The following is a 23,123-nucleotide window of genomic DNA, read 5'->3' as shown; positions in this document are numbered from 1 at the left end:
GACGTGAAGCCAGCAATTGTCCTACTTCAATAAGCTCAGAACAACCACTGCATATTATTGTCCCACTAGAATCGCTCGTTGCAGGCCCCTCTTGAGGCCGGCGACGCCTCCAAAACCGCTGTTGCAGTAGTTTTTCCACGGGTGGTGGGTTTTGCCAACATCCTTGTGTCATGATGCTCCAAACCGCAGGTAAGCCGCCTTTCTTATATATGACTAGATCCTCCGCGTTGTTCCTTGCCCTTGTCTTTCTCGGCGGCTGCCAGTCCATGGCCCCCGTCTCACAGCAACCTGTGACTGCACAGAAAGACACTCCTCCCGCGCCTGAAGCAAAGCCGCTGGTCTATGGCTCGTTCACTCAGGAAACCCTGGTAAGCCTGTTGAGCGCCGAGCTGGCCGGCCAACGCAACCGTTTCGATATTGCGCTGGATAATTACGTCACTCAGGCGATCAAGACCCAGGACCCGGGCGTTTCCGAGCGCGCCTATCGCATAGCCGAGTATCTGGGGGCCGACCAGGCTGCTCTGGATACCGCCATGATCTGGGCACGCAACGACTCGACCAACCTGGAAGCGCAAAGGGCTGCCGCGATTCAGCTGGCACGCTCCGGACGCTATGACGACTCCATGATGTATATGGAGAAGGTCCTGCAGGGCCAGGGCGATACGCATTTCGACTTTCTGGCGCTCTCCGCAGCGGAAACCGACACTGATACCCGCAACGGCCTGCTCAAGAGCTTCAACCGGTTGCTGGGCAAGTACCCGAGCAATGGCCAACTGATTTTCGGCAAGGCACTGCTGCTTCAGCAGAACGGCGACTCCGAACAATCCCTGCGCCTGCTTGAAGACAACCCGCCAAAGGATGGCGAAATCGCGCCAATCCTGCTGCGTACACGCCTCTTGCAAGGCATGGGTCGCGGCAAGGAAGGGTTGCCGATCCTGGAAAAAAGCCTCAAGAAATACCCCGAAGACAAACGCCTGCGCCTGACCTACGCCCGCATGCTGGTCGAACAGAACCGCATGGAAGATGCCAAGGTGCAGTTTTCCAGCCTTCTGCAACAATATCCCGATGACGACGAGCTGCGTTTCTCGCTGGCACTGGTCTGCCTGGAAGCCAAGGCGTGGGACGAAGCAGCCGGCTATCTGGAAGAGCTGGTGGAGCGAGGCGCACATGTCGACTCCGCTCACCTGAACCTGGGCCGCATCCACGAAGAGCGCAATGATCCGCAAAGCGCTCTTGCCGAATACGCACAGGTCGGGCCGGGCAGCGACTTCCTGTCTGCCCAGCTTCGCCAGAGTGACATTCTGATGAGCAACGGCAACGCCGCCGAAGCCTCGAAACGCCTCGCCGAAGCCCGCGATACTCAACCGGACTACGCGATCCAGCTGTATCTGATCGAAGCCGAAACCCTGACCAGCAACAATCAGCCCGATCGCGGCTGGCAAGTACTGAATCAGGCGCTCAAGCAATACCCGGACGATGTGAACCTGCTCTATACCCGCGCCATGCTGGCGGAAAAGCGTAATGATCTGGCGCAGATGGAGAAAGACCTGCGGGCGATCATCAAACGCGAGCCGGAAAACGCCATGGCCCTGAATGCTCTGGGCTATACCCTCTCGGATCGTACGACCCGCTATGCCGAGGCCAGGGAACTGATCGAAAAGGCCCACAGCCTGACTCCCGATGACCCGGCCGTGCTCGACAGCCTGGGCTGGGTCAATTACCGCATGGGGAACCTGGACGAAGCCGAACGCCTGCTGCGCATGGCACTCGAACGCTTCCCGGACCACGAAGTTGCCGCTCACCTGGGCGAAGTCCTGTGGGCCAAAGGCGAACAGCGTGAAGCCCGTAAAGTCTGGGGCAAAGCCCTTGAACAGCAACCTGACAGCCCTATTCTGCGCGGCACACTGCTGCGTCTGACCGGATCAGAGAATCTTTGACGTTATGTTTTTGCGCCATGTAATCGTATTCAGCCTTATCGCCCTGCTCGCCGGCTGCGCCGGCATGACCTCCCGAGAAGCCCTTCAGGGCAAGGGCAACTCAGCGCAATGGCGCGAGCACAAACAACAACTGAGCAGCCTCGACGGCTGGCAGATCAACGGCAAGGTCGGTATTCGGGCCCCCAGGGATTCCGGCAGCGGCACCCTGTTCTGGCTGCAACGCCAGGATTATTACGACATTCGCCTCTCCGGCCCTTTGGGACGCGGTGCGGCACGCCTGACGGGTCGTCCTGGCGGCGTAAGCCTTGAAGTGGCCAACCAGGGCCGCTACGAAGCGACAACGCCGGAAACCCTTCTGCAAGACCAGTTGGGCTGGAAACTCCCGGTTTCCCATCTCGTCTGGTGGGTGCGCGGCCTTCCCGCCCCCGACAGCAAGAGCCGCCTGACACTGGATGACGACAGCCGACTGGCCAGCCTTGAACAGGATGACTGGCAGGTGGAATACCTCAGTTACATCGAACAGAACGGTTACTGGCTGCCTGAGCGCATCAAGCTGCATGGCCAGGATCTGGATGTCACGCTGGTCATCAAGGACTGGCAGCCTCGCAAACTGGGGCAATGAACATGAGCACGCCAAGCCTGACCCTGCCCGCTCCCGCCAAACTGAACCTGATGCTGCACATTCTTGGCCGTCGTCCTGACGGCTATCACCAACTGGAAACCATCTTTCAGTTTCTCGACTACGGCGACGAACTCGGCTTCGCAGTTCGCGAGGACGGTGAAATCCGCCTGCAAACCGATGTCCCCGGCGTTCCTCACGACAGCAATCTGATCGTCAAGGCTGCCCGGGCATTACAGAAACAGTCCGGTTGCACACTTGGCATGGATATCTGGCTGGAAAAACGCCTGCCCATGGGCGGCGGCATCGGTGGCGGCAGCTCGGATGCAGCAACGACCCTGCTTGGCCTGAACCATCTGTGGAATCTTGGCTGGGATGAAGATCGGCTGGCTGCTCTGGGCCTGACGCTGGGGGCTGACGTCCCGGTTTTCGTGCGTGGACGTGCCGCATTTGCTGAGGGTGTCGGAGAAATCCTCACCCCTGTAAACCCCGAAGAACCGTGGTATTTGGTGCTTGTGCCGCAAGTATCTGTAAGTACAGCAGAAATTTTTTCAGATCCACTGTTGACACGTGACACGCCTCCCATTAAAGTGCGCCCCGTTCCCAAGGGAAACAGTCAAAACGACTGTAGAGCGGTTGTAGAGAAGCGTTATCCAGATGTACGTAACGCTTTGAATTTGTTAGGTAATTTTACCGAAGCAAAATTAACCGGAACTGGAAGTTGTGTGTTTGGGGCCTTCCCAAACAAAGCTGAAGCTGATAAAGTCTCGGCCCTTCTTACAGAGACCCTTACAGGGTTCGTAGCAAAAGGAAGCAACGTTTCGATGTTGCATCGCAAGCTACAAATTCTGTGAAAAAGGAATTGAGTGCCAGGCACTCAGATTGATTCAATACAGGGGCGTCGCCAAGCGGTAAGGCAGCAGGTTTTGATCCTGCCATGCGTTGGTTCGAATCCAGCCGCCCCTGCCATTTTCTATACTCATCCAGGTATACCCTCAGCCTCCAGGTACTGCGCGTGTCCAAGATGATGGTCTTTACGGGGAATGCTAACCCCGATCTGGCTCGGCGTGTAGTACGTCAGCTGCATATCCCATTGGGTGATGTCTCTGTCGGCAAATTCTCCGACGGCGAAATCAGCACTGAGATCAATGAAAACGTCCGCGGTAAAGACGTCTTCATTATTCAGCCGACTTGCGCTCCGACTAACGATAACCTGATGGAACTCGTCGTGATGGCTGATGCCTTCCGCCGTTCCTCAGCGTCCCGAATCACTGCTGTGATTCCTTACTTTGGTTATGCTCGCCAGGATCGCCGTCCGCGCTCCGCACGTGTTGCAATCAGCGCGAAAGTCGTTGCTGACATGCTGACCGTGGTGGGTATCGATCGTGTTCTCACGGTTGATCTTCATGCTGACCAAATACAAGGTTTCTTCGATATTCCGGTAGATAACATCTACGGCTCCCCTGTCCTGGTGGATGACATCGAAGATCAGCGCTTTGAAAACCTGATGATCGTTTCCCCGGATATCGGCGGCGTCGTGCGTGCACGTGCTGTTGCCAAATCCCTGGGCGTCGATCTCGGGATCATCGACAAACGCCGCGAGAAAGCCAATCACTCTGAAGTGATGCATATCATCGGTGATGTCGAAGGGCGTACCTGTATTCTGGTCGATGACATGGTCGATACCGCCGGTACTCTGTGCCACGCGGCCAAGGCCCTGAAAGAGCATGGCGCTGCCAAGGTCTTTGCCTACTGCACACATCCTGTGCTGTCGGGTCGGGCGATCGAAAACATTGAAAATTCCGTGCTGGACGAACTGGTGGTCAGTAACACCATCCCGTTGTCCGCTGCTGCACAAGCCTGTAGCCGTATCCGTCAACTGGATATCGCACCGGTAGTCGCTGAAGCGGTTCGCCGTATCAGCAACGAAGAATCGATCAGCGCGATGTTCCGCTAAGGGTTTTCCCTGGCATTCATCTCGTCGACGAAAAGCGCCCCGCCCTGACATTCGGTCAGGGCGGGGCTTTTTTGCCCATATCGCTTTGGCGCTGGTCGCAAACGCCAGGCGAGTGTGGTTATTTTGGAGAAACAAAATGAATGATTTCACTCTGAATGCTGAACTGCGTTCCGACCTGGGGAAAGGTGCGAGCCGCCGCCTGCGTCGTCTCGCAAGCCTGGTTCCAGCTGTTGTCTACGGTGCTGACAAAGCGCCTGAGTCCATCAGCATGCTGGCTAAAGAAGTTGCCAAACTGCTCGAAAACGAAGCTGCTTTCAGCCACGTTATCGAACTGAACGTTGGTGGCACCAAGCAGAACGTCGTTATCAAGGCTCTGCAACGTCACCCGGCCAAAGGCCACGTACTGCACGCTGACTTCGTTCGCGTTGTTGCCGGTCAGAAACTGACTGCAGTCGTTCCTGTTCACTTCATCAACGAAGAAGCACCGGTCAAGAAAGGCGGCGAAGTCTCGCACACTACTTCTGAAGTAGAAGTGTCCTGCCTGCCTAAAGACCTGCCTGAGTTCATCGAAGTTGACCTGGCCAAGGCCGTCATCGGTACCATCATCCACCTGTCCGACCTGACCGCGCCTAAAGGCGTTGAGTTCGTCGCACTGGCGCATGGTAACGACCTGGCTGTTGCCAACGTTCACGCTCCACGTGTAGCACCAGAAGAAGGCGCTGCCGAGTAATTCATTTACTTGGTAACGTCGGAGTTGCTCAGGAAACATCGCGAGCGATAGCAGGCAAAGCGGGCGAGATCGCGGAGTTTACATCATGGTAAATGAGCACTTTTCGTCCACAACTGCCGTTTTCGCAAGCGGTGTTATCCACAACTCCAAGGAAGAGCCCCTGTCGTGACCGCCATAAAACTGATCGTTGGCCTGGGAAACCCTGGCACAGAATACGAACAGACCCGGCATAACGCAGGGGCTCTTTTCGTTGAGCGTATTGCTGCGGCGCAACGAGTCAACCTCGTTCCCGAGCGCAAATTCTTTGGCCTGACCGGACGCTTCACGCATCAGGGTCAGGATGTTCGTCTGCTGATTCCTACCACCTACATGAACCGCAGCGGTCAGGCTGTAGCGGCACTCGCCAGCTTCTATCGCATTGCGGTCGACTCCATTCTGGTAGCGCATGACGAACTCGACCTGCCTCCCGGCGTTGCCAAACTGAAAGTTGGCGGCGGGCATGGCGGTCATAACGGCCTGCGCGACATAATCGCGCAGCTCGGTAACCAGAACACTTTCCATCGCTTGCGGCTTGGCATCGGCCACCCAGGCGATGCCAGCAAGGTATCCGGTTTCGTCCTGGGTCGAGCGCCACGCGCCGAACAGGAAAAACTGGATGCCAGTATCGACTTTGCCCTCGGCGTGCTGCCGGATATCTTCGCCGGTGAATGGAACCGGGCGATGAAAAACCTGCACAGCCAGAAGGCCTGACATCACTCGAGGGTAAACACCATGGGATTCAACTGCGGCATCGTCGGCCTGCCTAACGTCGGCAAGTCCACCCTGTTCAACGCCCTGACCAAATCCGGCATTGCGGCAGAGAACTTCCCCTTCTGCACGATCGAACCCAACACCGGTATCGTGCCGATGCCCGATCCACGTCTGGATGCCCTGGCCGCCATCGTGAAACCCGAGCGCGTCCTGCCGACCACCATGGAGTTCGTCGACATCGCCGGTCTGGTTGCTGGCGCCTCAAAAGGTGAAGGCCTGGGTAACAAGTTCCTGGCCAACATCCGTGAAACCGATGCCATCGCCCACGTGGTCCGCTGCTTTGAAGACGAGAACGTCATTCACGTTTCCAACAGCGTCGACCCCAAGCGCGATATCGAAATCATCGACCTCGAACTGATCTTTGCCGACCTCGACAGTTGCGAGAAACAACTGCAGAAAGTCACTCGCAACGCCAAGGGCGGTGACAAGGATGCAGTGGCCCAGAAAGCCGTGCTCGAAAAACTCATCGCCCACTTCACTGAAGGCAAGCCTGCACGCAGCCTGATGAAAAGCATGAGCGCTGACGAGAAGCTGGTAATCCGTGGCTTCCACCTGCTGACCAGCAAGCCTGTGATGTACATCGCCAACGTTGCCGAAGACGGTTTCGAGAACAACCCGTTCCTGGACGTCGTCCTGGCCATCGCTGAAGAAGAAGGCGCGATTGTCGTACCGGTCTGCAACAAGATCGAAGCTGAAATCGCCGAGCTTGAAGAAGGCGAAGAAAAAGACATGTTCCTCGAAGCCCTGGGCCTCGAAGAGCCTGGCCTGAACCGCGTGATTCGCGCCGGTTACGAACTTCTCAACCTGCAAACCTACTTTACCGCTGGCGTAAAAGAAGTCCGTGCCTGGACCGTCCGTGTAGGCGCCACCGCGCCACAAGGCGCTGCCGTGATCCACACCGACTTCGAAAAAGGCTTCATCCGCGCCGAAGTCATTGCCTACGAAGACTTCATCCAGTTCAAGGGCGAAGCCGGTGCCAAGGAAGCCGGCAAATGGCGCCTGGAAGGCAAGGAATACATCGTCAAAGATGGCGACGTGATGCACTTCCGCTTCAACGTCTGATGCCTGCCGTGGGTTGCCACGGATGCTGATGAACTCTCAAAGCCCCCGTAATCGCCATGCGATTCGGGGGTTTTGTGTTTCTTCAGGCCGCATAGTCATGCTGGAACACCTGAGCGACCTTCTCGACCGCTTGATCGATATCCTTTGTTGCCGCTCATAAAGGCAGCTTTCGCACAGGCTCTTGAAGTGCAAAGTCAGGCAGCCCTTCCCAACGAAGCAATACAAGGCGACACAAACAGGTTGCCACGATAAGCCCCGGCCCATGTCCTGGAGGCAACGATCAGCCACATCAGGGCCAGCATCATCACCAGCACGACGCCCAGCACATCGAAAAATACCAGATGCAACATCGCGCCCAGCTTCAGGGTGGTGGCGGCATATACGCCCAACGGGAAGATGAAGCCCCACCAGCCCAGGTTGAACGGAATGCCGGTCTTGAAATAACGCAGGGTGATCAACAGGGCGAGCGTAAGCCACCACAGGCCAAGCCCCCAGAACAGAATGCCGACAATCAGGCCGAGCCCTTTGGCAACGTCACCGATGCTTGCCAGGCCATTGGCTGCAAAGATGGCTGGCGCTTCGGTCCCCAGCACCAGCATGCCCATGGCACCGGTTCCAATCGGGCCTAACGACAACCAGCTCGATGCGGCCATGCTTTCGTGAGGCAGTTTGTGCAAGGCCATGCGCAACAGCAGGATCACCAGAATGCTCAGGGCAACCGGCACGGAATACGCCCACAGCACGTAACTGGTGATGAGCATGGTGAACTGCGCGCTGGCATCAGCGAGATGAGGAGCAAGCATACCGCCACTGGCAGCGGCGACTTCGGCAGCCACGACGGGCAAGAGCCATACAGCCGTCATCTGGTCGATACTGTGCTGTTGGCGGGTAAACATCATGAAAGGAATCAGCACCCCACAAGCCAGCGCCATTGCCACATCGATCCACCACAAGGCCTGAGCCAGTGCAATCACCGAAACTCCCCAGCGCGGTAGTCCGTACAGGAGCAGCCCACTGATGATCGTGGCCAGGCCCATGGGAATCGTCCCGAAGAACATCGAGACAGTGGAGTGACCGAAAACCTGTTTGGCCTCATCGAAAAACAGTACCCAGCGACTCGCATACATCACGCTGAACAGCACGAACAATCCGATGTTGAAAAGCCAGAGAGCCTCGCCCACGGTCTTGAGCAGTGGCACGGAAAAAGGCAATTGCCCCAGCAGCAAGGCCAGAATACCTGTGCCCATCGTTACGGCAAACCAGTTGGGAGTGAATTGCCGGATAGCTTCCCGCGGGCTCGACAGAGCAGCCAATGGACGACCACGCCCCATAATCGCTGCTGAACTGATGTTGCTCATGTGCATATTCCCGCTTGATGGCATAAGCCCAGTCTAGGGAACGCAAAATAATTATAAAAATGGGTAATATAGGTTTCGCTTACCCATTTTTCAGGTAGATCGAGTGAAGCTGAGCCTTCGTCAATTGCAGATTTTCTGCGCCATCAGCCAACATGGCAGCACCACCAGCGCGGCACTTGCGGTGTCGTTGTCACAATCGGCCACCAGTGCCGCGCTGAATGAACTGGAAAGCGCTCTTGATACGCGCCTGTTCGACCGAGTAGGCAAGCGCCTGGTACTTAACGACAACGGCCACGCCTTGCTGCCTCAGGCCAGAAAGATGCTCGAAAGCGCACAACAGATCGAGGCCAGCTTCCAGCCCGGCAACGTGGATGTGAAAACGCGCCTGCGAGTAGGCTGCAGCACCACGATAGGCAACTATGTGCTGCCGCTGATTCTTGGCGAATTGCGGCAGTCGGCTCCTCTGCTGCAGATAGATGTCGAGATGGGCAACAGCATGACCATCGCCAGAAAAGTCGCCGACTTTGAAATCGACATGGGGTTAATCGAAGGCCCCTGTCATTTGCCTGAACTCAGTGCCGAGCCGTGGCTGGTGGATGAACTGTTGATTGTCGCCGGCAGCCAGCATCCGCTGGCCAAGCAGGAAAACATCACCCTGAGCGATCTGCAGGATGCCGAATGGCTGCTGCGTGAGCCGGGCTCTGGCACCCGCGAAGTCGTCGAACAGTTGCTGCTGCGGCATTTACATGGTCTGTCCGACATCCGGCAGATCGGCAGCTCCGAAGCCATCAAACATACTCTGGCCCAAAGCATCGGTATCAGTTGCCTGTCGCGTTGGGTGGTGGCCGATCTGTTGGCCTCAAAACAGCTGAAGGTTCTGAGCGGAGATCTTCCACCCTTTACCCGACGATTCTTTCTGATTCGCCATCGGGAAAAATTCCTCTCGGCGGGTCTTGAGCGTTTCTGGAACAGTTGCAGCCGGTTTGAGGAAAACCGTTTGCAGGGAGTGAAATAGATGCAGCCATTGAGCGCACGCGAGGTCTATCAGCAGCTGCGAGACACGGCGCAGGGCATTCACCCTCTGCGGCTCGGGCAACCGCTCGAATCGGGTCTGCTGCAAATCATTATCGAAGGCTGGTGCATGACCCTCGATGTCAGCGACAGGCATCTGCACCATTGCCAGCACTGCCTGAGCCCTGATGGCAGGGTATGGAGCCTGGATACTCAACGCTACGGCACAGACCCGGTCAGCCTGCTCAGCACCTGGGAGCTGGCGCAGATCGAGCGATTACTGTTCAAGGCCTGCGATAGCGATTTTTCCATGTAAAATGCTGCCTTGTACTATCGTCAGGTCAGCTTGTCCCTTACAGTCGCGACCTCAGGTTGGCGCACTCAAGTCTTGTCAGAATCCAAGGTAAAAACTCTCGTGAAGATCTTAGTAACAGGTGGTGCAGGCTTTATCGGTTCGGCGGTCATTCGCCATATCATCGCCAACACAACCGATGCAGTGGTCAACGTCGACAAGCTGACCTACGCTGGCAATCTCGAATCCCTCCAGCCGGCGGACAAGAGCGAGCGTTACGCTTTCGAGCATGTGGATATCTGCAACCGGGAAGAGATTGACCGTGTCTTTCGCGACCATCAGCCTGATGCCGTGATGCACCTGGCTGCCGAGTCCCATGTCGATCGTTCCATCAGCGGGCCTTCGGAGTTCATCCAGACCAACATCATCGGTACTTACACGCTGCTGGAAGCCGCACGTGGCTACTGGAACGGGCTTGACGATGCACGCAAGGCTGCATTCCGCTTCCACCACATTTCAACCGATGAAGTGTATGGCGACCTTGAAGGCCCGGAGGATCTGTTCACAGAAACCACGCCTTACCAACCAAGCTCGCCGTACTCGGCCAGCAAGGCCAGCTCCGACCACCTGGTACGCGCCTGGAGCCGGACCTATGGTCTGCCGACGCTGGTCACCAACTGCTCGAACAACTACGGCCCATGCCATTTCCCCGAGAAGCTGATCCCGCTGATCATTCTCAATGCACTGGAAGGCAAACCGCTGCCCATCTACGGCAAGGGCAATCAGGTTCGTGACTGGCTCTACGTGGAAGATCACGCACGCGCGCTCTACAAGGTCGTGACCGAGGGCGAGATCGGCGAGACGTACAATATCGGTGGCCACAACGAAAAGCAGAACATCGAAGTGGTGCATACCGTGTGCGCCCTGCTCGACCAGTTGCGCCCCGACTCGGCCTTCCGTCCTCATGCCGACCTGATCACTTATGTTCAGGACCGTCCAGGACATGATCTACGCTATGCAATCGACGCCAGCAAGATTCAGCGTGAGCTGGGCTGGGTTCCCGAAGAGAGTTTCGAGTCCGGCATTCGCAAGACCGTGCAGTGGTATCTCGACAACCCTGAATGGGTCGCTCATGTGAAAAGCGGTAGTTATCAACAATGGATCGATAAGAACTACGCAACGCGCACCGGGAAAGCATGAAAATACTTCTACTTGGGAAAAACGGTCAGGTTGGATGGGAATTGCAGCGCTCGCTTGCAGTGCTTGGCGAAGTGACTGCGCTGGATAGACATCCCGTACAGACCACTTATGGCGAGCTTTCAGGCGACCTGAGCAATCTGGCTGGTTTGCGGGAGACGATTCGTCGTGTCCAGCCCCAGGTCATCGTCAATGCCGCTGCCTACACAGCCGTCGACAAGGCCGAGAGCGAGCGTGAGCTGGCGCATCGGGTCAATGCCCTGGCCAGCCAGGTCATGGCTGAAGAAGCCCGCCAGCTCGACGCCCTGCTGATTCATTACTCGACCGATTACGTGTTTGATGGCACAGGCGCAACCGCCTGGAAAGAAACCGATGCGGTTTCGCCCATCAACCATTACGGTGCAACCAAACTCGAAGGTGAGCAGCTCATTGCCGCCTCGGGCTGCAAGCACCTGATCTTTCGCACCAGTTGGGTTTATGCCGCACGCGGCAACAACTTTGCCAAGACCATGCTGCGGCTCGCCAAGGACCGCCCGACGCTCAATGTCATTGCCGATCAGATCGGCGCACCAACAGGCGCGGACCTGCTGGCGGATATAACCGCTGCAACCCTGCAGCAGACAGTGGCGCGCCCGCAACTCGGCGGGATTTATCATCTGGCACCGGCAGGCGAAGTGTCATGGCACGCCTACGCGCAGTATGTCATCGACTTTGCCAAGGCCAATGGCGAGCAACTGGCAGTAGAAGCCGTGAATCCCATCGGAACCGTCGACTATCCGACACCTGCGCAACGCCCTTTGAATTCGCGTCTGAATACAGAAAAACTGCGTCACGCCTTTTCCCTGCACTTGCCGGATTGGCAAAGTGGTGTAACCCGAATGCTCATGGAAATACTGAATAAATGATCACGACCAATCGTAAAGGCATCATCCTGGCTGGAGGCTCGGGCACCCGCCTGCATCCGTTGACCCTCGGCGTCTCAAAGCAAATGCTGCCGATCTACGACAAGCCGATGATTTTCTATCCTCTGTCGGTGCTGATGCTGGCAGGGATGCGTGAAATTCTGATTATCTCCACGCCAGACGATCTGCCTTCGTTCCGCAAGCTTCTGGGAGACGGCAGCCAGTACGGAATCGAACTCACCTATGCGGAACAACCAAGCCCGGACGGCCTGGCACAAGCCTTCCTGATCGGTGAGGAGTTCATTGGCAAGGACCCATGCTGTCTGATCCTTGGCGATAACATTTTCTACGGCCAGCACTTCTCCGAAAAACTGCACGCCGCGACTCAGCAAAGCAGTGGTGCAACAGTATTCGGCTATCACGTCTCCGACCCGGAGCGTTTTGGCGTGGTGGAGTTCGACGAAAGCGGTCGGGCACTGAGCATTGAAGAGAAACCGGCCAATCCGAAGTCCAGCTATGCCGTTACCGGGCTGTACTTCTACGACAATCAGGTTGTCGAGATTGCCAGGAACATCAAGCCTTCCGAGCGTGGCGAACTGGAAATCACCGACGTCAACAAGGCGTATCTGGAACAGAAAAACCTGACGGTTGAAATTCTGGGACGTGGCTTTGCATGGCTCGACACCGGCACCCATGAGTCGCTGCTGGAGGCAAGCCACTTCGTTCACACCATCGAACAGCGCCAAGGCTGGAAAGTGGCCTGCCTTGAAGAAATCGCCTACTCCAATGGCTGGATCACAGCTCAACAACTGAGTGAGCAGGCTGAAAAGCTGAAAAAGACCGGCTACGGGCAATACCTGCAAAAGCTGCTGAAACTGGGCTCGTTCTGATCCGCACCACTCTCCCCTGCCTTTAGCTACTGCACGTGGCTAAAGGCATCCTTTCTGCGCCCTCCTCCTTTCCCCCTGCTGTCCGATGACCGGCACCTAAAGCACTCCATACCCTCAGCCGATAACGGCATGATCATGCGTTTACATGTTCCCATCCACTGCCTTTTATAATGATTGCATTTGGCCATCATTTAATTCAAAGATGCATATAGCCCAGAGCCGTGCATCGCATCTGGCCAGACTCACCACAGGAGTGAAGTCTGTCTTCACTCATGGATCTCACTTCACAAACGGACGCCCATAGAACACCTGTCGGGAAAGACAAGATGAACAAGGCCCATCTGAAGGCTGAGCTTCTGCAATACACATTAGGCAGCAACCTCGCAGGTCTGTGGGCTCAACTGGTCGCCGCAATTGGTGTGGTGCTGCTGGTCCAGACATCAGAAACCGACAGGGAGTGGAGCTGGATCTGGCTGGCAATCACAGTGGTCACCCTGGGTATTCGATGGGCTTTGCATCGATACCTGATCAGAGATGCCAACACCCCCAAAGGCCATTCGATTGAATGGCTGGAACGGGCCTGGCAACTTCAGGGTGCGGGCTTGTTTGCCACAGGCTTTCTCTGGGCCATCCTGATACTGACCGAATTCAACACCTATCCACCGGCCCAGCAGTACCTGATCATCATGGTGGTGTCGGCAATGGCGGGCGGTGCCAGCGGAATACTGGCGCCCATGCGCGTGATGGGCCCGGTGTATTTCGGCCTCATGATGCTGCCTGCGTGCTTTCAACTGGCTGTGCAAACTCCGTCGCAGTGGATCCTCAGCATCATTGGCGTGGTGTTTTACTGCCTGATGATCGCAGGACACCGCAACAACTATGCCCGCCTGCGCAAATCCATCGAGTTGCAGAACGAAAACTCGGAGCTGGTCGAACAACTGACTCTGCGCACCGAAGAGGTATTGGCAACCAATGCCGAACTTGAGGAACGTGTCGCAGATCGTACCCGCTCCCTGCACATCCTGGCCCATCACGACCCGCTCACCGGTCTGCCGAATCGGCGCGGCCTGATGTACGAGCTAAGCCCGCTGCCGGATACCGCCCCGCAATTGCGTGCGGTCCTGTTTCTGGACCTTGATCACTTCAAACAGATCAATGACGGGCTGGGGCATGCCTGTGGTGATGAAATACTTCAGGGCGTTGCGAGGCGCCTGCAGTCCTTGCTTCCCGACGGCTCCTCCATCGCTCGCTGGGGAGGCGATGAGTTCATTGTCGTCACGCCAGCCTTGCTTGATATTCGCACCAAGGCGTGGCAACTGGCTGAAACGCTGGGAGAAGCGCTGATAAAGAATTTTGAAATCGATTCCGCGTCACTGCGTATTGGCGTCAGTATCGGCATCGCGATACAAGGTGACGACGGCGACAACATTGAAACCTTGCTTCAAGCGTCAGACCTGGCCTCTGCCGAAGCCAAGCGACAAGGCCGTGGCCGTATCGTGTTTTATGACCAGGAACTGGCGCGCATCCAGCGCCGCAAGCTCGATATCAATATTGCCCTGCGCCATGCCGTACATGATGAAAGCCTGTCGCTGGTTTTCCAGCCCTTGATCTCTGCGAAAACCGGCGAAGTGATGTGCATCGAAGCGTTGCTGCGCTGGAACCCGCCTTCGCTGGGGCCTGTAGGCCCGCAGGAGTTCATTCCGATAGCCGAAGAGTCGGACCTGATCGTCGAGCTGGGTGCATGGGTATTGCAGCAGGCCTGCCGCGCGGCAGTCACCTGGGAGAAAACCGGCACTGAGCTGCCTTCTATTGCCGTGAACGTTTCCATACGGCAACTGGTGACGCCCGGCTTCACCCGTTATGTCGCCCAGATCCTCGCCATAGAACGCCTGTCGCCTACCCGGTTGATCGTGGAAGTCACTGAGTCAGTGTTCGACGAGGCCTGGAAAGATCGCATTCTTGAGTCGCTCAATCACCTGAGAAAACTGGGCGTGCATATCCACATCGATGACTTCGGCACCGGCTACTCATCGCTCTCCAGATTGCGCGAGCTGCCTATCGATGGCATCAAGATTGACCGTTCATTTGTCGCCCAACTGGATGACCGGGCTTTGGCCGTGGTGGAAAGCGCAGTGCTCATCGCCAAACGCTTCTCGCTGAAAATCGTCGCGGAAGGCATCGAAACCCATACCCAGGCGCAATGCCTGCATGCAATGGGCGTGGACGAATTTCAGGGTTATCTGCTGGGCAAACCACAGCCAGGCGTGCAATTGCAAAGTGTGGTGCCAACCTGGATCAATGAGCCGGTAGCGGTCTGAGCGAGACAAACGCCCTGTAAAAAACGATGAGCCCTGAATGCAAAACACCTCAACCGCCAAACCGGCGATTGAGGTGTTTTGCGTTGAGCGAGGCTGTCGGCAGAACCGATTACCCCAACTGGAAGCGCGCCGTATTGTCGTTCAATGCACGGCTGCCCTTGCTCAGGGTATCAGCGGCCTGATTGACTGCCCGGGCACCGTCGAGCAAGCGTCCTGCCGCCTGATCGACCTGCTGGATATTGTTGCTGACTTCATCCGCAGTCGAAGCCTGCTCCTCGACGGCGGTCGAGATCTGCGCCAGCGTATCGGTCACGCCCTGTACCGCAGTGGCGATTTCGCCCAGCCGCACACCCAGCCCGGTCACTGACTGGGCATCGTTGACCGCCTGACCACATGCAGCTTCCATCAGGGTCACGGCCTGAGTCACGGTCGAGCGCAAGCTGTCCACGGTGCCGGCAATTTCCGCAGTGGAAGCCTGAGTACGTTGCGACAGACTGCGAACCTCGTCGGCAACCACAGCAAAACCACGCCCCTGCTCACCCGCCCGCGCCGCTTCGATGGCAGCATTGAGCGCCAGCAGGTTGGTCTGTTCGGCAATGCCACGAATCGCATCGACAACCGACTGGATCTGCTGCCCCTGCTCGCTGACTCGTCCCAGGGCAGCTGCCGTGTCGGTCAGGCGTTGATTGAGTTGCTGGATGCTGTCGGTAGTGCGTCGGCTATCGCGACTGCTTTCTTCAGCGATCTTGCGCGTCTGACGTGCGCTGTCGGAAGCCTGCTCGCAGCTTCTTGCCACACCCTGGGAGGTCGCCGCCAGCTCAGTCGCCGCCGCAGCGATCTGACTGATCTGATACTGCTGCTCCTCGACTTCACTGAGCGTGCCGTTGGACTGGGCATTGAGCGTCTGCACCGCGTCGCCCAACTGATGGGTTTCGTGATTGACACCCAGCAGGCTGGTGCGCAACTGAACCACAGCAACGTTCAGCGCTCTGCTGATGGCCGCCAACTCGTCACGCCCCTGAACCGAGACCTCGACACACAGGTTGCCGTCACGCAGCGATTCGGCAAGCGTAGTAATGCCACTGGCGCTACGGCGGATCGAAGACTGCAAACAGGCGAACAGATACAACGCAACCAGCATCAACACCCCAAAGGTCACAGCCAGCGGGATGAACTGCATATTGGAAGTATCACGATAATATTCGAGCCGATCGTTCAGGGAGCTCAGCGATTGCTTGCGCAACTGAGCCAGGCCACCCAGCATGGCATCGATGCTGCGCTCGAACTCTTCCGGCTTGAGCTTGATGGTGCCACCGAAAACGCCCTCATCGAGCACTTTCAGTTCGGCGTCCATCATCGCCGAGGTCGCCTTGTATTTTACAGCCCAGGGTTCCAGCTCGGGCGGCAGCTTGGACAGCAACAGATTGCCCGCCTTGTGCATCTGATCCTTGGCATCGTCGATACGGCTACGCAAGTCACGCATCTGCAAACGGCTTTGCAGACTGAACTGTCCTGTAGCCACGGATGTTTGACCGATACTGGCCATACGGCCAATACGCTCGATCAGATCCGGCATCTGCTGGGTGGAGAGCTGCATCAGCATGTAGGTTTCCAGCCAGGGATCGAGGATCAAACCGCTGTCCATCGCGATTTGCTCACGCAGGGCCTGGGTCAGGCTCAAGGACGTAGTAAAACGATCATAGCCATCCGGCCACCAGCCTACGGTGCGCAACGAGGCAGAATCCAGCCCCTTCACGGACGCCTGCAGTGCCTTATAACGCTCCATAGCGTCAGAAGTGGCACCTTCCTGCGCCAATTTGGCGCCCACGGCATCGAGTGCCTGAGAGATTTTCTGGACATTCGCATCAAGCTTCGCAATCGCAGCCTTGGCGGCAGGAGTGGGCTCACGAAGAATGTCGGCGGCTTTCCAGCGCGCCGCGTTATCACGCTGGGCCGATAACTCGAAATCAAGATCATCGAGCACCAACAACTGACGCACGCCCGACTGTTCGCCCGTAATCACCGCAAGCTTGTTGCGATAATCCTGAGCAATCATCCATACGCTGCCCACCAGAGGCAGCATGAATAACAAGAACAGGACCTGAAATTTGCGTGCGAAACCAAAATGCCCCATCAGGCGCATACCTGGTGATAAAAGCCCACTCATGTCCGACATCCCCCCGTAGACAGCCTGCAAAACCGGGTAAAACCGTGCAGGTGCCCTTTTTGAAAAAGCCAACTAGCAAAATGCCATGTTATTGATTTAATGACGATAGGCATCACATCTCGTTTATCCGAAAAGCGAAGTCGTCCAGGTTTTCAAGGCACGAAAATGATCTTGTTCGGTGCTTTTGGCAGAACAAAGCAAGATTTGGACCGAGGCCGTACTTTTCGCGGCGATGTTTGGCAAACAGGGTAGGAAATTTCTCGAACACGCCTGAATTGAATAGTTTTCGTGCAGAGTCCCGGCACAGACATTCTTTTTCAGAGAAAACCTCTTCCGAGAAACCGAAAGAAAAGCTCCTCCTCATTCGGAAACCCGAACAACCGAGCCTTTGCGGCAGACCACACGAAGAGCCAGGAAAATACACAGTGCAAAATGTCACTGGAAGAAACATTCGATGTGAAGAGTACAAGACAGCAGCCTGCGAAGCGGCCCTCAGGACCCGAAAATACAGCCTCGCCCCCTGAAGGCAGCTAACCGATTGATCACACGCAATTATTTTTCACATCAACGCTTGACACATGTTCGTTATCCACGAATAATGCGCGCCACTTGGCTACATAGCTCAGTTGGTTAGAGCATAGCATTCATAATGCTGGGGTCCGGGGTTCAAGTCCCTGTGTAGCCACCAAGTTCAACAAGAAGCCCGCCTAGTGCGGGCTTTCTTGTTTCTGGCAGTTCCTCTCTAACGACTTCTGTCTGCTGCTCCTGCGCATGCTTCGGCAGAATCCGCATTGATCCCACCTGCGAATCCTCTCCTCCCTACCCCGCTGCAATGGCAAGTCGCGGCTGATCAAAAACACGAACCGAATCACCACTGGTCGGATAAACCCAAGGCTCTAGGCCGCACGTCTTCGTACTTGATTCGGCATCGCACAGGCGTTCGGGCCAGGCAGGCTGGCGCGTAGAGGACAAGGAAAGCCGTCTCTTCATTCAGACAAATACAAAACATAGCGCAATTGCAAATCGTTTGTATTTACATGATTGTGAAAAAATTGTTAAATCCGCCGCTTCAACGTTGCCCTTTGCTACGTCGAGCGACCATCGCTGCGTGCTCTGCAAAGTCGATATGTTTTCATGCCCTTCTAGGAATCACGAGATGCTTCGTCCCTTTATTCCCACGTTGACCGGTGCCCTGGCACTAGGCCTTTCGGCCGTTGCACTGGCTGCTCCTGTCAGCTTGAACCTGCCATCTCAATCCCTGTCGTCGTCTCTGACTCAACTGAGTCAGGTCAGTGGCATGCAAGTGACCTTCGATGCCCAGTCAGTCGCAGGCAAGCAGGCGCCAGCCGTACGCGGCAATCTGGAGCCGGCGCAAGCGCTGAATCAGTTGCTGGCCGGTAGCGGTCTCGGCGCAACCGTGCAGGGCAATTCTGCTCAGGTCTTCCGGCAGCAGGCAGAAGGTCCGGTATCGCTGGGTAACGTGAATATCAATGCCGATACCAGCATTGCCGGGGCAGCAACCACCGAAGGCACCAACTCTTACACCACCGGCTCGATGAATACGGCGACCAAGCTGCCATTGTCGATCCGTGAAACACCTCAGTCGGTCAGCGTCATCACGCGCCAGCGCATGGATGACCAAGGAATGAATGACCTCAATGACGTCGTCAAATATGCACCGGGCGTGACCCTGCGCAAGTTCGGTCAGGATCGTCAGCAATTCCTGGCCCGTGGCTTCACCATCGATAATGTGATGTACGACGGCTTGCCGAGCAGTCTTGGGACCTTCACCCAAGACACCATTTCCGAAGCAGACCTGGCCATCTACGACCGCGTTGAAGTGGTACGCGGTGCTACTGGCCTGATGACCGGCGCAGGTAACCCGTCGGCAACTTTGAATATGGTGCGCAAACGTCCTACCGCAACGCCGCAGGTCAGCATCACAACCAGTGCTGGCAGTTGGGATCGTTATCGCACTGAAATAGATGCCTCCAACAAGCTGAACGAGTCCGGCACTGTGCGTGGACGCTTTGTAGCAGCCTATGAAGACAACAAGAGTTTTGTCGATGAACGCGACAAACAGCGCCAGACCTTTTACGGCATTCTGGAAACCGACCTGAACGATGCTACGACCTGGAGCATCGGTGCCTCCAAGCAGCGCGATGATGCGACTTCGGACTGGGGCAGCCTGCCGTCCGGCCCGAATGGCGAAAACCTGCATCTGTCGCGCTCGACCTTCCTGAGTAACGACTGGGCCTATTGGGACCGCGATAACGTCAGCGTATTCACCGACCTGACCCACCGCTTTGACAATGGCTGGAACGCCAAGCTGGCAGCCGCGAAGATCTGGGGCGAGTCCAATACCTTTTCCAGCTACCTGAACTACGGTGGCAGCACTGGATTTACCCAGTCTTCCGGCCAATACGATACCACCGATGTACAGACCAACATCGACGCCTCCCTCTCCGGCCCGTTCCAGTTGTTCGGACGCGAACATGAGTTGACCATCGGCGCGAGCCGTCGTCAGGAGAAATTCGATCAGGTCGGCGGCTGGTGGTCAGCGTCCCCGTCCGTAGATATCTATAATTTCAGCCATAGCGTTATCGCCAAGCCTTCCCGGGCTGACCGCAATGCCTACCAAAGCAAGAACACATCGACTGAAAAGGCTGTTTATGCAGCGGCCCGCTTCAACCCGATCGATCCACTGCATGTCATCCTGGGCAGCCGACTGACCTGGTATGACTACAACAATCGCACTGGAGATGGCGACTATAAAGTCACCCAGGAAGTCACCCCATACGCTGGCATCATCTATGACCTGAACGATACTTATTCGGTCTATGCCAGCTACACCGAGATATTCAAACCGCAGAGTGAAGAAAACGCCTCCGGCTCGGTGCTGGATCCGATGACAGGTGAAAGCTATGAAATCGGCCTGAAAGGTGAATACTTTGAGGGTGCACTGAACGCCTCGGTAGCTCTGTTCGACATGACGCAGCAAAACCGCGCTTACCAAGTACCGGATCAGAGTGTCTGCACCGGCAATCGACCTGGGACCAACTGCTTCGCAGCCTCCGGCGAAGTTCGCAGCCAAGGTATCGACACCGAGATCAGCGGTGCCCTGACCCCGAACTGGCAGTTCTCCGCAGCCTACACCTATGTGCTGAGCCAGTACGTCAAGGATGCCGTAGAGCGTAATGAAGGCCGTCTGTTTGCCCCGGACCAACCCAAGCACCTTTTCAAGGCCGCGACCAGCTACAACCTGCAAGGCGACTTGAGCAAGTGGCGCGTCGGCGCAGACGTTCTTGCCCAGAGCGAAACCTTCAACCGTGTCGGCACCGGCTACGCGACTCAGAATGCCTACTCCGTCGTCGGCCTGATGGCTGGCTACAAGTTCGACGAGCACTGGGATGGCCGCGTCAACTTCAACAACGTATTCGACACCAAATACTGGCAGGGCATCCCGACCGGTACCGGTAGCGGCGTCTACGGCGACCCGCGCAACCTGATGTTCTCGCTGAAATGGACACTCTGATACCTCTGACGAGCTGATCCGCTCCACAAAAGCCGATGCCAGCCCCTCTGGCATCGGCTTTTTCATGCCCGCTCTTCGGTATCGTTTTGAAACATTCTGTTCCGAATGCCTGGCAGCGCCTGGAGGAATTTTTCACACAGCCTGCGTTACCATTTCTGGTCGAAATTCAGTCAGAGCCTGAACCCAGGATGTCCGTACCCCCCGCCGAAAAGCTTCCACCCCTACCCGCTGTACTCGCTGGCCCTCTCTTGCGTCGTCAGGAAGCAAACCGTCTGGTGCTATGGCTGACAGGGTCACGAGCGCTTTCACTGACCTTGCGCCTGCAATTTACCGACGCCAACGGGGCACGAACCTGCACGGACTATCCCCTCGATGCCGGGCAGTGCAAGGTCATAGCCGTAGGCCGTCATGCCTTTGTGCATCTGATTGACGTGAAGCTGGATACCGAGCTGCCCAAGGATGTATTGATCGATTACGACCTGTTGATCGATGACGAACGACACAGCGGCATCGCCGACTGGGCACCTCATTTGCTGTACGCCGACACCAGCAGCCCCAGTTTTGTGGTGCGCAGCAAGGTCGACCACATGCTTCACGGCTCATGCCGCAAGCCACATCATCCTGCTGCCGAAGGCCTGTTGTGTGTCGATCGTCTGCTGGCCGATGCCAAAGATCCGCTGGATCGCCCGGCACTGCTGATGATGAGCGGCGATCAGGTTTACGCCGATGACGTTGCTGGCCCCATGCTGCGTGCAATTCATGTCTTGATCGAACGCCTTGGCCTGTTCGGGGAGCGGCTTGAAGGCGCGGTGGTCGATGACAGCGTCGATCTTTATCAGCATCCGGCCAGCTATTACCAGCGCGCCGATCTGCTGCCAGCCCTCAAGAGCAACGACACTCTGCGCGAGCGGTTCTTTGGCGGTGTCAGCAAGCCGGTTTTCACCAGCAGCTCGGCGGATAACCACCTGGTCACGCTGGCTGAAGTCATGGCAATGTATCTGCTGGTCTGGTCGCCAACACCCTGGACGCTGATCGAACCGGACATGCCCAAGCTCGACGCCGAACAGCGTGAACGCTATGCCAGAGAGCAGCACCTGATCGACGATTTCAGAAACAGCCTGGGTGGCGCTGCACGAGCGATGGCGCATCTCCCGTGCATGATGATTTTCGATGACCATGACATCACCGATGACTGGAACCTGTCGGCCAATTGGGAAGAAAGCGCCTACGGCCATCCGTTCTCCAAACGCATCATCGGTAACGCCCTGCTCGCTTATCTGCTGTGTCAGGGCTGGGGCAACAACCCCGATGCGCTTGATGATCTGATCCAGCAGGTCGAGACGTTGAGCACCGAGATCAAGGATCATGACAATCGCTGGGCCAGCAAGACCCAGGATGCAGTGATCGACAAACTGCTGCACTTCCAGCAATGGCACTACGTTTTACCTACCAGCCCGGCACTGGTGGTGCTCGATACCCGCACCCGGCGCTGGCGCAGTGAGTGGAACTTCAGTCAGCCCTCAGGCCTGATGGACTGGGAAGCGCTCAGCGAACTGCAGCAGGAGTTGCTCGACCACAAGGCCGCAATCATCGTGTCGCCAGCACCCGTGTTCGGGGTCAAGCTGATAGAGGCCATCCAGCGGGTGTTCAGCTGGCTCGGTTATCCGTTGCTGGTGGATGCGGAAAACTGGATGGCGCATCGGGGGGCCGCGCAGGTCATTCTCAATATCTTTGGTCATTCCAGGACGCCGGGCAATTACGTCATCCTTTCAGGAGACGTGCATTATTCGTTCGTCTACGAAATCCTCATTCGCAAGCGCAGCGGTGGGCCACGCATCTGGCAGATCACCAGCAGCGGTATCAAGAACGAGTTTCCCCGTCGCCTGCTCGATACCTTTGATCGCCTGAACCGCTGGCTCTACTCGCCGCGCTCCCCTCTCAACTGGTTCACCAAACGTCGGCGTATGAAAGTCATCCCGCGCACGCCGCAGCACAGCAAGGCCGGTGAGCGGTTATGGAATTCGGCAGGGATCGGTCAGGTTTTCTTCAATGACCAAGGCCAGCCGGTCCTGATCAATCAGCTCAATGCCGATGGTTCTGCGCCTACCTGTTTCGTCGAACCCGAAGAATACAAAGACCAGCGGTCCACGGCGGATAGCAGTTTTCTGGAAAATGACAGGAAAACGAGCGATAGTCACCGCTGAACCTTATCGGCGATTGCCGGGTCGATAATAGCTAACCAGATTGTGTGAAAATTTCTGCACTCGGCCATGCTCCGTTTTCACACCGTCTGTAAGGGTCAGGTTTGTAACACTGACACGCATTACTTTCTGGAGAG

At 56.6% G+C, this 23,123-nt stretch carries 17 protein-coding genes and 2 tRNA genes; 17 read left to right on the top strand and 2 right to left on the bottom strand.

The genetic code is table 11. The features are described from left to right. Positions 1-209 precede the first annotated feature (209 nt). The 8 genes from Q6A51_RS22660 to ychF all read left to right on the top strand — a co-directional run bounded on the left by Q6A51_RS22660 (position 210) and on the right by ychF (position 7,115). Entirely contained in the window at positions 210-1,937 is a 1,728-nt protein-coding gene (locus Q6A51_RS22660) for a tetratricopeptide repeat protein (RefSeq protein WP_304575784.1), read from the top strand. 4 nt (positions 1,938-1,941) lie between these two features. Next, on the top strand, positions 1,942-2,559 hold the full coding sequence (gene lolB, locus Q6A51_RS22655; RefSeq protein WP_201020059.1) for a lipoprotein insertase outer membrane protein LolB: 618 nt from the start codon (positions 1,942-1,944) through the stop codon (positions 2,557-2,559). 2 nt (positions 2,560-2,561) lie between these two features. Continuing rightward, positions 2,562-3,410 (top strand): 4-(cytidine 5'-diphospho)-2-C-methyl-D-erythritol kinase, encoded by an 849-nt coding sequence (gene ispE, locus Q6A51_RS22650; RefSeq protein ID WP_201006499.1) that lies wholly within the window; start codon positions 2,562-2,564, stop codon positions 3,408-3,410. Positions 3,411-3,450: 40 nt separating this feature from the next. Continuing rightward, a tRNA-Gln gene (locus Q6A51_RS22645) sits at positions 3,451-3,525 on the top strand. 46 nt (positions 3,526-3,571) lie between these two features. Beyond that, complete coding sequence (locus tag Q6A51_RS22640; protein ID WP_025258597.1) at positions 3,572-4,513, top strand: ribose-phosphate pyrophosphokinase; 942 nt, start codon at positions 3,572-3,574, stop codon at positions 4,511-4,513. A 136-nt stretch (positions 4,514-4,649) separates the two neighbouring features. Continuing rightward, a complete protein-coding gene (locus Q6A51_RS22635) occupies positions 4,650-5,243 on the top strand; it encodes a 50S ribosomal protein L25/general stress protein Ctc (RefSeq protein ID WP_201006498.1) in 594 nt (197 codons plus the stop codon). Between the two features lie 165 nt (positions 5,244-5,408). Continuing rightward, positions 5,409-5,993: an aminoacyl-tRNA hydrolase gene (gene pth, locus Q6A51_RS22630; RefSeq protein WP_201020060.1), complete on the top strand. Its 585-nt coding sequence runs from the start codon at positions 5,409-5,411 to the stop codon at positions 5,991-5,993. Positions 5,994-6,014: 21 nt separating this feature from the next. Continuing rightward, on the top strand, positions 6,015-7,115 hold the full coding sequence (gene ychF / locus Q6A51_RS22625; RefSeq protein WP_201020061.1) for a redox-regulated ATPase YchF: 1,101 nt from the start codon (positions 6,015-6,017) through the stop codon (positions 7,113-7,115). 194 nt (positions 7,116-7,309) lie between these two features. On the opposite strand, the gene Q6A51_RS22620 is transcribed toward ychF, so the two are convergent. Further along, on the bottom strand, positions 7,310-8,473 hold the full coding sequence (locus tag Q6A51_RS22620; RefSeq protein WP_304575783.1) for a TDT family transporter: 1,164 nt from the start codon (positions 8,471-8,473) through the stop codon (positions 7,310-7,312). Between the two features lie 103 nt (positions 8,474-8,576). Between Q6A51_RS22620 and Q6A51_RS22615 the strand changes: the two genes are divergently transcribed. From Q6A51_RS22615 to Q6A51_RS22590, 6 genes are all read left to right on the top strand, one after another. Further along, positions 8,577-9,488: a LysR family transcriptional regulator gene (locus Q6A51_RS22615; RefSeq protein ID WP_201020064.1), complete on the top strand. Its 912-nt coding sequence runs from the start codon at positions 8,577-8,579 to the stop codon at positions 9,486-9,488. Next, positions 9,489-9,800 (top strand): DUF7693 family protein, encoded by a 312-nt coding sequence (locus Q6A51_RS22610; protein WP_201020065.1) that lies wholly within the window; start codon positions 9,489-9,491, stop codon positions 9,798-9,800. A 99-nt stretch (positions 9,801-9,899) separates the two neighbouring features. Then, positions 9,900-10,976 carry a dTDP-glucose 4,6-dehydratase gene (gene rfbB / locus Q6A51_RS22605; protein ID WP_304575782.1) on the top strand — a complete coding sequence of 359 codons (1,077 nt, stop codon included), beginning with the start codon at positions 9,900-9,902 and terminating at the stop codon, positions 10,974-10,976. Beyond that, entirely contained in the window at positions 10,973-11,878 is a 906-nt protein-coding gene (gene rfbD, locus Q6A51_RS22600; RefSeq protein ID WP_201006488.1) for a dTDP-4-dehydrorhamnose reductase, read from the top strand. The genes rfbB and rfbD overlap by 4 nt, the downstream gene beginning before the upstream one ends. Further along, complete coding sequence (gene rfbA / locus Q6A51_RS22595; RefSeq protein ID WP_201020068.1) at positions 11,875-12,765, top strand: glucose-1-phosphate thymidylyltransferase RfbA; 891 nt, start codon at positions 11,875-11,877, stop codon at positions 12,763-12,765. The genes rfbD and rfbA overlap by 4 nt, the downstream gene beginning before the upstream one ends. A gap of 326 nt (positions 12,766-13,091) precedes the next feature. Continuing rightward, positions 13,092-15,083, top strand: a complete 1,992-nt coding sequence (locus Q6A51_RS22590) for a putative bifunctional diguanylate cyclase/phosphodiesterase (protein WP_201020069.1) — start codon at positions 13,092-13,094, stop codon at positions 15,081-15,083. A 109-nt stretch (positions 15,084-15,192) separates the two neighbouring features. On the opposite strand, the gene Q6A51_RS27745 is transcribed toward Q6A51_RS22590, so the two are convergent. Next, a complete protein-coding gene (locus tag Q6A51_RS27745) occupies positions 15,193-17,250 on the bottom strand; it encodes a methyl-accepting chemotaxis protein (protein ID WP_201020070.1) in 2,058 nt (685 codons plus the stop codon). 611 nt (positions 17,251-17,861) lie between these two features. Between Q6A51_RS27745 and Q6A51_RS22580 the strand changes: the two genes are divergently transcribed. The 3 genes from Q6A51_RS22580 to Q6A51_RS22570 all read left to right on the top strand — a co-directional run bounded on the left by Q6A51_RS22580 (position 17,862) and on the right by Q6A51_RS22570 (position 22,989). Then, a tRNA-Met gene (locus Q6A51_RS22580) sits at positions 17,862-17,938 on the top strand. Positions 17,939-18,406: 468 nt separating this feature from the next. Beyond that, on the top strand, positions 18,407-20,785 hold the full coding sequence (locus Q6A51_RS22575; RefSeq protein WP_304575781.1) for a TonB-dependent siderophore receptor: 2,379 nt from the start codon (positions 18,407-18,409) through the stop codon (positions 20,783-20,785). Between the two features lie 188 nt (positions 20,786-20,973). Next, positions 20,974-22,989, top strand: a complete 2,016-nt coding sequence (locus Q6A51_RS22570; RefSeq protein WP_304575780.1) for a metallophosphoesterase family protein — start codon at positions 20,974-20,976, stop codon at positions 22,987-22,989. Positions 22,990-23,123 lie beyond the last annotated feature (134 nt).

Origin of the sequence: Pseudomonas serbiensis, from assembly GCF_030580745.1 — a bacterium.
Taxonomy (GTDB): Bacteria; Pseudomonadota; Gammaproteobacteria; order Pseudomonadales; family Pseudomonadaceae; genus Aquipseudomonas; species Aquipseudomonas serbiensis.
Note: the sequence above shows the minus strand (reverse complement) of the source record. Positions and strands in the feature narration are given on the sequence as shown.

What these genes read in the sequence shown, in the direction of transcription:
- Q6A51_RS27745 (WP_201020070.1), bottom strand. Translation starts at nt 17,250, where the DNA reads ATGAGTGGGCTTTTATCACCAGGTATGCGCCTGATGGGGCATTTTGGT.
- rfbA (WP_201020068.1), top strand. Translation starts at nt 11,875, where the DNA reads ATGATCACGACCAATCGTAAAGGCATCATCCTGGCTGGAGGCTCGGGC.
- ychF (WP_201020061.1), top strand. Translation starts at nt 6,015, where the DNA reads ATGGGATTCAACTGCGGCATCGTCGGCCTGCCTAACGTCGGCAAGTCC.
- Q6A51_RS22590 (WP_201020069.1), top strand. Translation starts at nt 13,092, where the DNA reads ATGAACAAGGCCCATCTGAAGGCTGAGCTTCTGCAATACACATTAGGC.
- Q6A51_RS22570 (WP_304575780.1), top strand. Translation starts at nt 20,974, where the DNA reads ATGTCCGTACCCCCCGCCGAAAAGCTTCCACCCCTACCCGCTGTACTC.
- rfbD (WP_201006488.1), top strand. Translation starts at nt 10,973, where the DNA reads ATGAAAATACTTCTACTTGGGAAAAACGGTCAGGTTGGATGGGAATTG.
- Q6A51_RS22620 (WP_304575783.1), bottom strand. Translation starts at nt 8,473, where the DNA reads ATGAGCAACATCAGTTCAGCAGCGATTATGGGGCGTGGTCGTCCATTG.
- Q6A51_RS22660 (WP_304575784.1), top strand. Translation starts at nt 210, where the DNA reads ATGACTAGATCCTCCGCGTTGTTCCTTGCCCTTGTCTTTCTCGGCGGC.
- ispE (WP_201006499.1), top strand. Translation starts at nt 2,562, where the DNA reads ATGAGCACGCCAAGCCTGACCCTGCCCGCTCCCGCCAAACTGAACCTG.
- Q6A51_RS22575 (WP_304575781.1), top strand. Translation starts at nt 18,407, where the DNA reads ATGCTTCGTCCCTTTATTCCCACGTTGACCGGTGCCCTGGCACTAGGC.
- Q6A51_RS22635 (WP_201006498.1), top strand. Translation starts at nt 4,650, where the DNA reads ATGAATGATTTCACTCTGAATGCTGAACTGCGTTCCGACCTGGGGAAA.
- lolB (WP_201020059.1), top strand. Translation starts at nt 1,942, where the DNA reads ATGTTTTTGCGCCATGTAATCGTATTCAGCCTTATCGCCCTGCTCGCC.
- Q6A51_RS22610 (WP_201020065.1), top strand. Translation starts at nt 9,489, where the DNA reads ATGCAGCCATTGAGCGCACGCGAGGTCTATCAGCAGCTGCGAGACACG.